This is a genomic window from Ruegeria sp. BK1 (assembly GCF_056535645.1).
On sequence record NZ_JBQFIS010000001.1, the window covers coordinates 2,988,660 to 3,001,618 of the forward strand.

Here is a 12,959-nt window from a genome sequence, read left to right on the forward strand (position 1 = left end):
CTAGTTGAATGGGATGAAGGCGGTGGCGGTTCCGGTCGCAGGAACCAGCGAGCCAAGTGCAGTGCCGCGCGTTTGGTCGGTGTCCTGCGGGATCAACGGCGCAGCCGCCCCGGTGAACGGGTCTCGCGCCGCCAGAGGCGTGTCGATAACCTGCTCTAACCCGGCCAGAACGCGCCGGAATCGGCCAGAATAGGCCTGTGCCAGATCCGGCGTGCGCGAGTGATAGGCCCCGGCGGCAGCGGTCCATGACCCAAGCTCGGCATGCAGTTTTTTCAGGAACCGGGCGGCGTATTGTGCGTTTTCGAGTGGGTCGAACATCGCGTCGATCGACCGAAAAGCCTTACCGTGCCACCGGTAGTTGATCTGAAAGCAGCCGACATCAAAGCTGCGTTTGCCTGCTTTGAAGATGTTGAAAAGATAGGTTTTCGCCTCGTATTCCGAAGTAAACCAGAACCCCTTGCCCTCAACATTGATGGTCCAAGGCCATGGGGCAAGCTGGCCGTCCACCGCACGGCCTGTTTCGACCCGCGATATGGCGCGCAGCACGTCCAGCGGCACGTCATGCGCCTGTGCCGCGCGTCGGGCGGCATGGTCGCAGATCCCGGCAGTGCGGGCATCTGGCGCGGCGGCTAGCGATTGCGCGACGAAAAGCGCGACAACCAGTCCTGAGATGAAACGATGGGGCATTCTGCCGGTCCGGGATTCTGATCAGTCCCGGCCAAGCTAGTCCCGCTTAGGTTTACAGAGGGTTATCGGCCAATCAGATTCGATCAATCCGCCGCCCGAACACGACGCTGGTATTGGTGCGCAGAACGCCGGGGATTTTGGCCAGCTCATCCACCAGAATGTCCAAATCTTCCAATCTTGGGGCTTCGGCGGATAGCAACAGGTCGAACTCTCCGTTAATGGACAGGCACAGTTTGACCTCGGGGTAGGCCTCGAGCCGCTTGATGATGCGCGTGGTTTCCTTTTGCTGCACCTCCAGCAGGACAACGACCTGTACGCGGGGGCTGTCTTCGGGTGTAGTCAGTACGACGGAGTAACCCGCGATCACGCCGCGCTCTTCCATGCGGTTGATCCGCTCGTGCACGGTGGTGCGGGCTACGCCCAGCTTGGCCGCGATCTTGGTGGTCGACTCGCGGGCATTGTGTTGCAGGGCGGCGATGATGCGGCGGTCCAGTTGATCCATGACGCCAGATGTAGTGCAAGGGCGGGCAGAGGCTCAAGGCTTGTTATGGGGCGCACGGGTCAGGGACCGGGGCCACAGAAAGCCCATAAACCCGATCCCCCAGGCCGCCGCAAAGGTCATCCAGGCAAAGGTTTGGGTTGTGCCCTTGTCTGTCATCAGCCAGCCCGCAAGGGGATAGAGCACCAACCAGCATAGATGCGACAGTGTGAATTGCGCGGCGAAAAGCGCAGGGCGATCCTCAGGCGGGGCCGAGCGGGTCAGTAAGCGGCCTGCCGGGGTCAGCGTTGCCGAATAGCCAAACCCGACGCAGGCCCAGATCAGCGCGAGGCCGGGCAGCGAGATCAGTGACAGCGCCGACATCGCGGCGGCCACGGCCATCGACAACGTGCCAAAGCTCGCGCCGGTCAGCATGACGTCGCGGTCCCGCAGTTTCTCTAACAGGGCGGGCAGGGCAAAAGCGGCCAGCATCGAACCGCCTCCGAACCCGGCCAGAGCCGTTGCCACTGCGCTTTCCGACAGTCCTAGATCGCCGCGCACGATAACCACCGTGTTGACAATAACCGTCGCGCTGAGGGCTGCAGCCGTCCAGTTCAGCGCCAGCAACCCCCTGAGGCGTGGTGTGGCCAAATAGATGCGCAGGCCGCGGGTGGTGCGGTCAAAGATACCGCGGGGTTGTTTGGGTTTGGGCGAGGGCAGGACGACCGAAACCACCAGCAGGGCCGAGGCGACAAAACCAACCCCAGTGCCCCAGAACAGGCTGTCAAAACTGACAATCGTCAGCAAAGCAGCGGCAAGCAGTGGGCTTACGACGCTCTCCAGATCATAGGCCAGCCGGGACAGCGATAGAGCCTTTGTATAGTCGTGCTCATCCGTAAGCACATCCGGGATCGTGGCCTGAAACGCGGGCGTGAATCCGGCCGAGGCCGATTGTAGGATAAAAATCAGCACAAAAACCTGCCAGATCTCGGTTACGAAGGGCAAGCAGACAGCCACAGCCGCACGGACCAGATCCAACACCACCAGCATTTTGCGGCGATCGAGCCGCTCGGCCACGGCGGCAGCAATGGGCGCGACCAGCACATAGGCGACCATCTTGATCGTCAGCGCCGTGCCCAGCACCATGCCTGCAGCACTACCTGCAAGATCAAATGCCAGAAGCCCTAGCGCAACCGTCGCCAAACCGGTGCCGGTCAGCGCCACTATCTGGGCGGCCAACAGGTGGCGGTAAACGCGGTTTCGCAAGATGCTCAGCATGGGCCGGGCGGTCCTTTCCAGTGGAAACGGATACTTGGTTGGTTTTCCCAGCCCAGTTTCGGATGGTCAAGAATCGCGTATCTTGATTGCATTCTATGGATGGCGTTGAGTTCACGGGCCAAACCGCCTATCTCGGGGGCGATACCGCACAAAGGAAGACCCCGTGGCGAACCATCTTTATCAAAACGACCTGCCGGACGGGTTGGACCTTGGCCCTGTCGTGGCCATCGACTGCGAAACCATGGGGCTTAACCCGCATCGCGACCGTCTGTGTGTGATCCAGATGTCGGGCGGCGATGGCAACAGCCATATTGTGCAGGTCGCCAAAGGTCAGACCGAGGCCCCAAACCTGTGCGCGATGCTGGAAAACCCCGACGTACTGAAGCTGTTCCATTTCGGACGCTTCGATATCGCCGCGATGTATCACGCCTTTGGTGCGCTGGCCGCACCTGTCTATTGCACCAAGATCGCCAGCCGTTTGGTGCGCACCTATACCGACCGCCACGGGCTGAAAAACCTGTGCCAGGAACTGATCGGGGTCGATATCTCGAAACAGCAACAGATGAGCGACTGGGGTGCCGAAACCCTGACAGAGGCGCAGCTGGACTATGCGGCCTCGGACGTTTTGTATCTGCACCGTCTGCGCGAGGCGCTGGACGGTCGGCTGGCCCGCGAAGGCCGGACGGAAATGGCCCAGGCCTGTTTTGAATTCTTGCCGATGCGTGCGAAGCTTGACCTCGCCGGTTGGCCCGAAACGGATATTTTTGCGCACTCATGACCGATACAGACGCCTTCCTGAAAACCGCCCGACAGGTGATCACCGACGAAGCCCGCGCGCTGGACGTGCTGGCCGACAGCCTGAACGAAGACTTTGCCGAGGCCGTGCAGCTGATCCTGCAAGCCACAGGCCGCATTATCATCAGCGGCATCGGCAAATCAGGTCATATCGGCCACAAAATCGCGGCAACTTTGGCCAGCACCGGCACGCCCGCCTATTTCGTTCACCCTGCCGAGGCCAGCCATGGCGATCTGGGCATGGTGTCCAAGGGCGACGTTGTTCTGGCTATTTCGAATTCTGGCGAAGCGCCGGAACTGGCAAACTTGCTAGCCTTTACCCGCCGGTTTGGCATTCCGCTGATCGGCCTGTCCAGCAAGCCTGAAAGCACGCTGATGAAACAGGCGGATGTGCACTTGCTGATCCCCTCGATGGGCGAGGCGTGTGGATTTGGCATGGTGCCCTCGATCTCGACCACGCTGACATTGGCGATGGGCGACGCGCTGGCGATCGCGCTGATGAAACATCGCGATTTCAAGCCCGAGGATTTCCGTGCTTTCCACCCCGGAGGCAAGCTGGGCGCGCGGCTCAGCACGGTGCGTGACCTGATGCATACGGGCGAGGCCCTGCCCTTGCTGGCATCCGATGTCGCCATGAGCGATGCGCTGATAGAGATCAGCCAGAAAGGGTTCGGCGTCGCGGGCGTGACAGAAAGCGGTGGCCAGCTTTCGGGGATTATCACCGATGGGGACCTGCGCCGTCACATGGATGGTTTGCTGTCCAAAACAGCCGCGCAGGTGATGACCGAGAACCCGACGACAATCGGACCCGATGCATTGGCTGAAGAAGCCGTGGCGATCATGAATGACCGCAAGATCACCTCGTTGTTTGTGGTCGAACCGGATACGGACGGCCCCGCGCTGGGTCTGCTGCACATTCACGATTGCCTGCGCGTCGGGCTGGGATAAGAGGGCGGGGCCGTGGACAGCCACTCTCGGATGGTGCAGTTCTTGAAGGTGGTCCTGCCGCTGGCGGCCATTGTGCTGTTGTCCACCGTGTTCCTGCTGTCGCGCAGCATCGAAACCGACGTGACGGTCCCCTTCACCCAACGCGATATCGAGGAACGTCTGGCCGATCAGGTGGTCACCAATCCCAGCTACCGTGGCACCACGCGCAAGGGCGAAGAGGTACTGATCGAAGCCACGCAAGCCACGCAAGGAACCGAGAGCTCTGTGCCCACGGCATCCGAGTTTCAGGGCAGGCTGGGGCTTTTGAATGGCGGTATCATCACGCTGGATTCCAATTCGGGCACGATCCGCCCTGACAAGAACACGGCAACCTTCGTGGGAGATGTCGTGATTACCACGACCGACGGTATTCGGGTGACAACCGATCACCTGAACACGGCCTTGGACGAAATTCGGGGTGATACGCCGGGTCAGATTGACGGAACTGGCGCGATCGGCGATTTCTCGGCCGGTCGCATGACATTCGGGGCGGAAAAAAAGGACGGTCCGGTCCATATTCTTTTTACAGATGGCGTGAAGCTGATATACCAGCCGCAACAAGCAGAAAGATAAGCTGTGTTCGATTTTCGTACTGTCCTTCTTACCGTCTCTTTGCTGGCCGGTGCCAATCTGGCTGCGGCGCAGGGAACCCAGGTCGCGTTTGGTGCCGTCAAGGCAGACCCCAGCCTGCCGGTCGAGGTGACATCGGAATCGCTGAACGTGAACCAGGAGGACGGCTCGGCCGAGTTCGTGGGCAACGTGATCGTCATCCAGGGAGAAATGCGGCTGACTGCGGGTCGGGTACTAGTGATCTACAATGAGGACCGCTCGGGTATCGAGCGGATGGAGGCCACGGAAGACGTTGTTCTGGTCAGCCCGCCCGATGCGGCGGAAGGGGATTGGGCGGAATATACCATCGACTCGGGCCAGATCGTCATGCGCGGTAACGTTCTGCTGACCCAGGGCCCCAGCACGATCAGCGGCGATCAGATGAATGCAAACCTGACCTCTGGGTCGGCAACGGTGACGGGCAACGTCAAGACGATCCTTCAGCAGGGGGCCAACTGATGGCGCGACCCAGTCTGAGCGTGACCGAGGGCACATCGGGGCTCAGGATCGAAAAGCTGCGCAAATCCTACCGGAAGAAAACGGTTATCCGCGATGTCTCGATGACATTGGGCCGGTCCGAGGTTGTGGCGCTGTTGGGCCCCAACGGGTCGGGCAAGACCACGACCTTTTATTCAGTGGCTGGGCTGGTTTTTCCCGAGGCCGGAACCGTGACCATCGACGGTCAGGTGGTGACGACCCTGCCCATGTACCGCCGCGCACGGCTTGGTATTGGGTATCTGCCGCAGGAAATGTCGATTTTCCGGGGTATGAGCGTTGAAGAAAACATATCTGCCGTGCTGGATATCACCGTAAGACACGCGCATCGCCGCAAGGAACGGCTGGAAGAGCTGTTGTCCGATTTCTCGATCGAACATCTGCGTCGCGCGCCTGCGCTGGCCCTGTCTGGTGGCGAACGGCGCCGGGTCGAGATCGCGCGTTGTCTGGCGGCTGACCCCAAGTATTTGCTGCTGGACGAACCTTTTGCCGGTGTGGACCCGATCAGCGTGGGCGATATCCGTCACCTTGTGGCCGATCTGAAAAAGCGCGGGATTGGTGTTCTGATCACTGATCACAACGTGCGCGAGACGCTCGAGATCGTAGATCGCGCCTATATTCTGCATGATGGTCAGGTACTTATGTCCGGAACGCCGGACGAAGTAGTCGAAAACGAAAACGTGCGCCGCGTCTATCTGGGTGAAAACTTCCGTATTTCATAGGTTTGCGCGGTATTGCGCCGGATGCATGGCGGAAATCTCGTATATACACGCCTGTTTTGATTGACTCTTCCTCCGTCTCTTGCCTCAATTGGGGCATGGCATTTTCTCGGTTCCAGTCTGGATCACGATGCCCCTTCTTCGAAGGGATCAAGTTCCGGCTACCGCGGAACATGTCGATACCCCCCACCCGATAAAAAAAAGCGCGTTGTATTTCACAGCGTCTAAATGGGTGTGAATTGTGAAGGAGATCACATGCGTTACCAAATCAGCGGAAAACAGATCGACATCGGCGAAGCACTTCAGACCCATGTGCAGACCGAACTTGGCGAGGTGGTGGGCAAATACGCCCAGCGACCGACCGACGCCAATGTCGTCTTTTCCCGTTCTGCGCATGAATATGTGTGCGAGACCACCGTACATCTTTCCACCGGCCTGACGGCGCAGGCCAAAGCCCACGCAACCGAGATTTACGCAGCATTCGAGGGGTGCTGTGACAAGATGGAAACACAATTGCGCCGATACAAACGCCGTCTCAAGGACCATCACAAGGATCGGTCCGAGCCGGTTGAACTCTTTGGAGCTTCCTCTTATATCCTCGCCTCTGACGAATCTGAGTCGGCGGATGAGCCTGAAACTCTGCAGCCGATGATCGTGGCTGAGATGGAAACCAAGATCCCATCGCTGAGTGTTGGTGAAGCCGTTATGCAGATGGAACTGGCTGGTGCCCCGGTGCTGGTGTTCCGGAATGAGAACAAGGATGGATTGAATGTCGTGTATCGTCGGGAAGACGGAAACATCGGCTGGATTGATCCGTAACAGGCAAGATTAGAAAGACGTGCCCCTGCGCCAGTGGGGGCATCGTCATGGAGCGTTATCATGGAGCTTTCGAGCATTCTGAAGCCCGAAGCAGTGCGTGTGTTATCCGCCGCATCCAGCAAGAAGCGGTTGTTTCAGGAAATCGGCGATGTTGCGGCTGCGACACTGGGTCTGGACGCGCAGGTCGTTGTGGATGCGCTTCTGGAGCGTGAAAGCCTTGGGCCCACAGGCGTGGGCCATGGCGTTGCTCTGCCTCATGCGCGGCTGACCGAGCTACAGGATGTCTCGGGCGTGTTTGTCATGCTGGAAAAGCCGATTGATTTTGGGTCGGTAGACCGGCAGCCTGTTGATATCGCTTTTGCATTGTTCGCCCCCGAAGAGGCGGGAGTGGATCACCTGAAGGCACTGGCGCTGGTATCTCGGACGCTGCGCGATACCTCGGTTTGCGCCAAGCTGCGGGCCAATCCCGATCCAGTCAAGCTCTATGCGATTTTGACCGAAGCGCAATCCATGCAGGCGGCTTAATCGTCTGATTGAAAAAGAAAAGCCCCCGAATATTGGGGGCTTCTTATTTAAGTGGCTGTGGTCAGCCGCCGGTCCCCATTTCCAGAGTCCACCAGATTTTCCCGCCATTCTCCTGATGCCAGGCAAAGCCCATTTGTGTGGCCTTTGGGTCCAGAATAACCGAGCGTGGCCCCGGTTCCTGCATCCAGGCGGCCAGCGTTTCGGTTTCGGTTTCGAATGTCTCGGAAATCGCCTCGCCCAGAAATGTGCCGAAATATCCCACACGCGCCGCCCGGTCGATTGGCGAAGAGCCGTCGGACCCGAAATGCCATGGCCGGTTCTGACGCGCCATGTCCTTGGAGTGGGTCGCGGCAGCGGCGTTCAGCTGGGCATTCAGTTGAACCGGTTGTAGTCCCGACGCCTGACGCAGCGCGTTGACCGAATCAAGCATGCGGAATTGCAGTTTTTCGGGATTGCCTCGAATCTTGTAGACAGTCGGCAAAGGACGCCCGTCGGCACCGTAAGTCGGCGTGCTGCTGGGGGTACATGCTGCCAGAGCAACGAGGCAAGCAAACAATAAAGAAATAATACGCGTCATGGTGGGCCTGATGTTTCTGTTGTCCTAGGGCATAGCGCGCTCGACGGGGTTGGGCAAACCTGCAATAGCCGATTCTCGCGTGATTTTGCCGGTTTGGTTTGCGAAAGACGCATTCTGGCAATAAAATACGTCAGTTTTTCAGATTTGGTATAGAGAGGGACCGCTCGATATGGTCAAGAAACCTATTCCGGCGACAAGTCGCCGCGTATTTCTGACGACCGCCACGGCGGCGCTGGCGTCACCTGCGATTGCGCAATACATCCCCGGTGATCCGCTCAGGCCGGCCCCAGAGCCCGAACCTCAGGTGCGCCGCAATATTTCTGGCTTCCGCGCTTTGGATTGGAAACCCTATTTCGACAACACTCGAAACGGCGCAATTTTGGTCGATACCATCTCACGGGCGCTACATTATTGGTCAGAAGATCAAAGTGTGTACAAACTGTATCCGTCTTCAGTGCCCTTGACCGAGGAATTGACCCGCCGGGGACGCACCAGCGTGATCCGAAAAGTCGAAGGTCCAAGCTGGGCGCCGACGCCGTCGATGAAGAAACGCAACCCGGAATGGCCGGACTATATTCCACCGGGTCCGGATAACCCGTTGGGAACGCACGCTTTATATCTAAGCTGGAAATACTATCGCATTCATGGAACCCACGATACGCGCAAAATCGGGCGTAGATCATCCAATGGTTGCATCGGTCTTTTCAACGAAGATATTGCCGAGTTGTTTTCGATGGCCAATGTTGGCACGCAAGTGTTGCTAATTTGACGACAAAATCGCGCGTGAACCCGCTTGCGACGCAAGTTCCATTTGCATTCCAGTCGGATAGCTGGTTAGAAAAATATACGAGGTAAGTCTTGGGTGTGCGGTTTCGCTAGTTGGAGCCGTACTTATTCTGGAGGTTAATATGAAGAAACTCGTTCTCGCCGCTGCACTGACCGCTGCTGCATCGACCGCTTTTGCTGGCAACCTGGAAGAGCCGGTTGTTGAAGCACCTGTTGTTGTCGAAGAAACTCAGGGTTCGTCGCAGGGCATCATCCTGCCGCTGGTCCTGCTGGTTGTGGTTGCCGCAGCTGTTGCAGCAAGCTAATTCGACGAGCGAAATACATAGAAAAGGCGGTGGAGCATTCCACCGCCTTTTTTTTATGCGCTCATGCAGGCGCCGGATCAGGTCGGGTTTAGTCCAGCCAGCCCTTCAGATTGTCTTCGATGACCTTGCCAAGAGCTGCGATATGCGCGTCGTCGTCATTGAGGCAGGGGATGTAGGTAAAGCTCTCACCGCCGGCTTCTTCAAAGCTTTCCTTGATCTCTTCGTTGATCTCTTCCAGCGTCTCGATGCAATCGGCGGAAAAGGCCGGAGCGATCACGGCGATGTTTTTCTTCCCCTGACGTGCCAGGTCCGCCACGTGATCGACCGTATAGGGTTTCAACCATTCCTCGGGCCCGAATCGCGACTGGAAGGTTGATACAAGCTGATCATCCGCCCAGCCCAACCGTTCTTTCAGCAGGCGAGAGGTTTTTGCACATTGGCAGTGATAGGGATCGCCCTGCTGCAAATAGCGGTCCGGCATCCCGTGATATGAGCAGACCAGAATATCAGGCTTGGTTTCCATCGCGGCGTAAGCCTGTTCCACAGATCCGGCCAGCGCGTCGATATAAGCGGGTTCGTCGAAATAGGCAGGCACGGTGCGTGACGCAGGTTGCCAGGCTTCTTCCATCAGGGCGCGGAAGAACTGGTCATTGGCGGTGGCGGTCGTGGCGCCCGCATACTGCGGATAGAGTGGGAAGAACAGGATGCGCTCACAGCCCGCTGCCACCAATTCGCGCACCTTGGATTTGGTCGAGGGATTGCCGTAGCGCATACAGAAATCGACCATCACCCGATCGCCATAGCGCGCTTGCATCGCATCGCGCATCTTGGCGGTTTGATCCTTGGTGATCGTCATCAGCGGGCTTTCGCCTTTTTCGTGATTCCAGATCGATTTGTAGGCCTCGCCCGAACTGAAGGGCCTCTTGCTCAGGATGATCCCCTGCAGGATCGGTTGCCATTTCCATTTCGGATAGTCGATGACGCGCTGATCCGAAAGAAACTCGTTAAGATATCGGCGCATTGGCCAATAGGTGTAATCGTCCGGAGTGCCCAGATTGGCCAGCAGGATGCCGACGCGGCCCATTTTGACCTTGGGGTGGTCTTCGGGGGCATGAGCGGGTCGAGTGGCGTCAAACATGGGATTGTTTCCTGAATTCGTCGTGTTCCGAGCTGAGATAAACGGAAATGGTCCGCCGTCAATCGGACAGTTTGCCTTCTTTTGTCCCCAATGCTTCGGCAAGGCGGGTTTGGGCCGATCCCGGGCGAAGGGGCTTTTGCTGACTGTCATCTGGGGACCAGCCGGTCAGGCAAATCAGTTCATAGGTGGTTTTCAACCGCCCTTGGGGGGTTGCGAAGTGTTCGGCGTATATCTGCTGGGCGCGGTCAAAGACCTGTCGCCGAGTGGGGCGTCTGATGCGGTCGGTTAGGCTGTTGGTCTCGCCCATTACGCGCAGATCCTGCATCAGATGTCGCAGGTCGCGGTATTCGGCCGTCAGTCGCGCCGTGTCGGCCACCGGCAGGGCCAGCCCGGCCCGTTGCAGCAAGCCGCCCATATCACGCAGCTCTCCCATCGGCGCGATGCGTGGGCTGAGCCCGCCCGAGACCTCGATCTCGGCCTGACCCAATGCTGCGCGCAGCTCGTGCAGGGTTTCTCCGCCCAGACAGACCACCAGCAGCAGCCCGTCAGGCTTTAGCGCCCGATGGCATTGGATCAACTGGCCTACGGGGTCGTTGGCCCAGTGCAGCGCCATTGCGTGAATCACCAGATCATGCGCACCGGGGGTCAGGGCCAGCACCTCATCATCGGCCACGATCTGTGCCTCTGGGAACACATCCCGCCAGATATGGGCAAACGGCGTCACCACAGCCGGGGCCGTAAAGGTTTTGTTAACCATGCTGAGTCGATCCTGAACCTCGTCCACTGCGGCGCGGTGCAGGAACAGGGCCTCGTCCCGGGTGCGGGCGCGATGCAGGGTCAGGGCCTTGCGGTCGAACAGAGAGGGTGCGTTGGAAGCAGGCAGTTTCATAAGGCGCAAGTATCGCATCTGGCCGCGGATTCAAACCGCCCTTCAGATGATCTATCCACCGCGTTGCATGGGCTGCGGCGAGTTGACCGAGTCTGACTTTGGCCTTTGCGGCGCGTGCTGGCGTGACACGCCGTTCATCGGCGGGGTCGTCTGCGAAAGCTGCGGGTTGCCTCTGCCGGGCGAGGCGGATGGGTACCGGATCGAATGCGATGACTGCATGAAGACGCCCCGGCCATGGCGGGATGGACGGTCGGCATTGTTGTATGACGGCAAGGCGCGAGGACTGATTTTGGCGTTCAAACACGGGGACCGGCCCGAACTGGCGCGCCCCGCTGCGCGCTGGATGACCGAGGCAGGTCGGGATTTGTTCCGCGAAGACATGCTTGTGGTGCCGGTGCCCTTGCATTGGTCCCGATTGCTGAAGCGACGCTACAATCAATCCGCACTGTTGGCGCAGCACTTGGGCCAGCAAACCGGGCTGGAGGTCTGCCCCGATCTTCTGACCCGCCGGGTCAAAACGCCGGTTCTGGACGGGAAAACCGCCGCGCAAAGGGCCGAGACGCTGGAAAACGCCATCGCGCCCCATCCCAGGCGCATCAGCCGGATACAGGGTCGGGATGTCCTGCTTGTCGATGACGTGATGACCTCGGGTGCGACGCTGGCGGCCTGTGCCCGTGTCTGCATGGATGCAGGGGCAAATCATATTTTCGTGTTGACCCTAGCGCGCGTTGCCAAGGATGCCTAATTCGCGCAGGATTATGCGAAACCCGAAGGGATGATTTATGAAACCGGTTGAGATCTACACATCGCCTCTGTGCGGCTTCTGCCATGCGGCCAAGCGTCTGCTGAAGCAGAAAGGCGTCGAGTTCAAAGAGGTTGACGTCTTCATGCACCCCAAACGCAAGCCCGAGATGATCAAGCGCGCCGGCGGCAAACGCACCGTGCCGCAAATCTTCATCGGCACCCAGCACGTTGGCGGCTGTGATGATCTGTACGAGCTGGACCGTCAGGGCAAGTTGGATCGCCTGCTGGCGGCATGAAGACTGCGCTGCTGCAGATCACCTCGTCGGATGATCCGTCTGACAATCTGAACATGGTGCGCGCCCTGATGGCCGAGGCGGCCGCGCAGGGCGCGCTGTTCATTCTGACGCCAGAGGTGACGAACTGCGTCTCGACCTCGACCACGCGGCAACGCGAGGTGTTGCAGCACGAAGAAGATGACCAGACGCTGGCGGGCTTGCGCGAACAGGCTGCTGCGCTGGGCGTGTGGTTGTTGATCGGCTCGCTTGGGATCAAGACGCACGACGCCGATGGGCGCTTTGCCAACCGGTCGTTCATGATCGATCCGCGAGGGCAGATCGTGGCGCGCTATGACAAGATCCATATGTTCGACGTGCAGGTCTCGGAAACTGAAACCTTCCGCGAGTCGAAGAACTATCGCCCCGGCGACCGGGCCGTGATTGCGCAGACCGATTTCGGTAAGGTCGGTATGGCCATTTGCTATGACATCCGTTTTCCGCATCTCTTTGCTGCCTTGGCGCAGGCAGGTGCGCGAATTCTGACCGTTCCGGCGGCGTTTTCTCCGGTCACGGGCAAGGCGCATTGGGAATCGCTGCTGCGCGCGCGGGCGATTGAGACCGGCTGTTGGGTGCTGGCCCCGGCGCAAACGGGTGCGCACCCGAAAACGCGCGGAAAAACACGACATACGCATGGCCACACCATGGCCATTGCCCCGTGGGGAGAGGTCGTCATCGACGCAGGCACCGATCCGGGCATTCACATTTTCGATTTGGATGATAGTTCTGTGTCAGAGGCGCGTCGCCGCGTGCCCTCATTGACGCACCTGCGGCCCTTCGAAGGGCCCTGACCCAA

At 59.1% G+C, this 12,959-nt stretch carries 18 protein-coding genes; 12 read left to right on the plus strand and 6 right to left on the minus strand.

Going from position 1 to position 12,959, the window contains the following annotated elements; translation table 11 throughout:
- From ACR3E7_RS14820 to ACR3E7_RS14830, 3 genes are all read right to left on the minus strand, one after another.
- Nucleotides 1–687, minus strand: coding sequence for a lytic transglycosylase domain-containing protein (locus ACR3E7_RS14820; RefSeq protein WP_480504185.1), 687 nt, complete (start codon nt 685–687; stop codon nt 1–3).
- Between the two features lie 73 nt (nt 688–760).
- Entirely contained in the window at nt 761–1,189 is a 429-nt protein-coding gene (locus ACR3E7_RS14825) for an Lrp/AsnC family transcriptional regulator (protein ID WP_170770997.1), read from the minus strand.
- Nucleotides 1,190–1,222: 33 nt separating this feature from the next.
- Nucleotides 1,223–2,443 carry an MFS transporter gene (locus ACR3E7_RS14830; RefSeq protein ID WP_480504184.1) on the minus strand — a complete coding sequence of 407 codons (1,221 nt, stop codon included), beginning with the start codon at nt 2,441–2,443 and terminating at the stop codon, nt 1,223–1,225.
- A gap of 163 nt (nt 2,444–2,606) precedes the next feature.
- Here ACR3E7_RS14830 and ACR3E7_RS14835 point away from each other — a divergent pair, with 163 nt between their 5' ends.
- The 7 genes from ACR3E7_RS14835 to ACR3E7_RS14865 all read left to right on the plus strand — a co-directional run bounded on the left by ACR3E7_RS14835 (nt 2,607) and on the right by ACR3E7_RS14865 (nt 7,392).
- A complete protein-coding gene (locus ACR3E7_RS14835; RefSeq protein WP_170790089.1) occupies nt 2,607–3,221 on the plus strand; it encodes a ribonuclease D in 615 nt (204 codons plus the stop codon).
- Nucleotides 3,218–4,186 carry a KpsF/GutQ family sugar-phosphate isomerase gene (locus tag ACR3E7_RS14840; RefSeq protein WP_170770991.1) on the plus strand — a complete coding sequence of 323 codons (969 nt, stop codon included), beginning with the start codon at nt 3,218–3,220 and terminating at the stop codon, nt 4,184–4,186. The genes ACR3E7_RS14835 and ACR3E7_RS14840 overlap by 4 nt, the downstream gene beginning before the upstream one ends.
- A gap of 12 nt (nt 4,187–4,198) precedes the next feature.
- A complete protein-coding gene (lptC, locus tag ACR3E7_RS14845) occupies nt 4,199–4,798 on the plus strand; it encodes an LPS export ABC transporter periplasmic protein LptC (RefSeq protein ID WP_170790088.1) in 600 nt (199 codons plus the stop codon).
- A gap of 3 nt (nt 4,799–4,801) precedes the next feature.
- Nucleotides 4,802–5,293, plus strand: a complete 492-nt coding sequence (locus ACR3E7_RS14850) for an LptA/OstA family protein (protein ID WP_170770987.1) — start codon at nt 4,802–4,804, stop codon at nt 5,291–5,293.
- Nucleotides 5,293–6,051 (plus strand): LPS export ABC transporter ATP-binding protein, encoded by a 759-nt coding sequence (gene lptB / locus ACR3E7_RS14855; protein ID WP_170770985.1) that lies wholly within the window; start codon nt 5,293–5,295, stop codon nt 6,049–6,051. The genes ACR3E7_RS14850 and lptB overlap by 1 nt, the downstream gene beginning before the upstream one ends.
- 252 nt (nt 6,052–6,303) lie before the next feature.
- Complete coding sequence (gene hpf, locus ACR3E7_RS14860) at nt 6,304–6,867, plus strand: ribosome hibernation-promoting factor, HPF/YfiA family (RefSeq protein ID WP_170770983.1); 564 nt, start codon at nt 6,304–6,306, stop codon at nt 6,865–6,867.
- Nucleotides 6,868–6,927: 60 nt separating this feature from the next.
- Nucleotides 6,928–7,392 (plus strand): PTS sugar transporter subunit IIA, encoded by a 465-nt coding sequence (locus ACR3E7_RS14865; RefSeq protein WP_170770981.1) that lies wholly within the window; start codon nt 6,928–6,930, stop codon nt 7,390–7,392.
- 61 nt (nt 7,393–7,453) lie between these two features.
- Here ACR3E7_RS14865 and dalA read toward each other — a convergent pair whose 3' ends face one another.
- Nucleotides 7,454–7,969 (minus strand): divisome-associated lipoprotein DalA, encoded by a 516-nt coding sequence (gene dalA / locus ACR3E7_RS14870; RefSeq protein WP_170770978.1) that lies wholly within the window; start codon nt 7,967–7,969, stop codon nt 7,454–7,456.
- 169 nt (nt 7,970–8,138) lie between these two features.
- Between dalA and ACR3E7_RS14875 the strand changes: the two genes are divergently transcribed.
- Both ACR3E7_RS14875 and ACR3E7_RS14880 read left to right on the plus strand, forming a co-directional pair.
- Complete coding sequence (locus ACR3E7_RS14875) at nt 8,139–8,738, plus strand: L,D-transpeptidase (protein WP_170770976.1); 600 nt, start codon at nt 8,139–8,141, stop codon at nt 8,736–8,738.
- Between the two features lie 139 nt (nt 8,739–8,877).
- On the plus strand, nt 8,878–9,060 hold the full coding sequence (locus ACR3E7_RS14880) for a hypothetical protein (RefSeq protein ID WP_170770974.1): 183 nt from the start codon (nt 8,878–8,880) through the stop codon (nt 9,058–9,060).
- Between the two features lie 88 nt (nt 9,061–9,148).
- Here ACR3E7_RS14880 and hemH read toward each other — a convergent pair whose 3' ends face one another.
- Both hemH and ACR3E7_RS14890 read right to left on the minus strand, forming a co-directional pair.
- Nucleotides 9,149–10,198 (minus strand): ferrochelatase, encoded by a 1,050-nt coding sequence (hemH, locus tag ACR3E7_RS14885; RefSeq protein WP_170770973.1) that lies wholly within the window; start codon nt 10,196–10,198, stop codon nt 9,149–9,151.
- 58 nt (nt 10,199–10,256) lie between these two features.
- Nucleotides 10,257–11,087, minus strand: coding sequence for a methyltransferase domain-containing protein (locus tag ACR3E7_RS14890; RefSeq protein ID WP_480504182.1), 831 nt, complete (start codon nt 11,085–11,087; stop codon nt 10,257–10,259).
- A 46-nt stretch (nt 11,088–11,133) separates the two neighbouring features.
- Between ACR3E7_RS14890 and ACR3E7_RS14895 the strand changes: the two genes are divergently transcribed.
- From ACR3E7_RS14895 to ACR3E7_RS14905, 3 genes are read left to right on the plus strand one after another with little or no spacing between them, the layout of a single operon-like run.
- Nucleotides 11,134–11,832, plus strand: a complete 699-nt coding sequence (locus tag ACR3E7_RS14895) for a ComF family protein (protein ID WP_170770971.1) — start codon at nt 11,134–11,136, stop codon at nt 11,830–11,832.
- Between the two features lie 37 nt (nt 11,833–11,869).
- A complete protein-coding gene (grxC, locus tag ACR3E7_RS14900) occupies nt 11,870–12,127 on the plus strand; it encodes a glutaredoxin 3 (RefSeq protein WP_170790085.1) in 258 nt (85 codons plus the stop codon).
- Entirely contained in the window at nt 12,124–12,954 is an 831-nt protein-coding gene (locus tag ACR3E7_RS14905) for a carbon-nitrogen hydrolase family protein (protein ID WP_480504179.1), read from the plus strand. Before grxC ends, ACR3E7_RS14905 begins: the two co-directional genes overlap by 4 nt.
- Nucleotides 12,955–12,959: the final 5 nt, after the last annotated feature.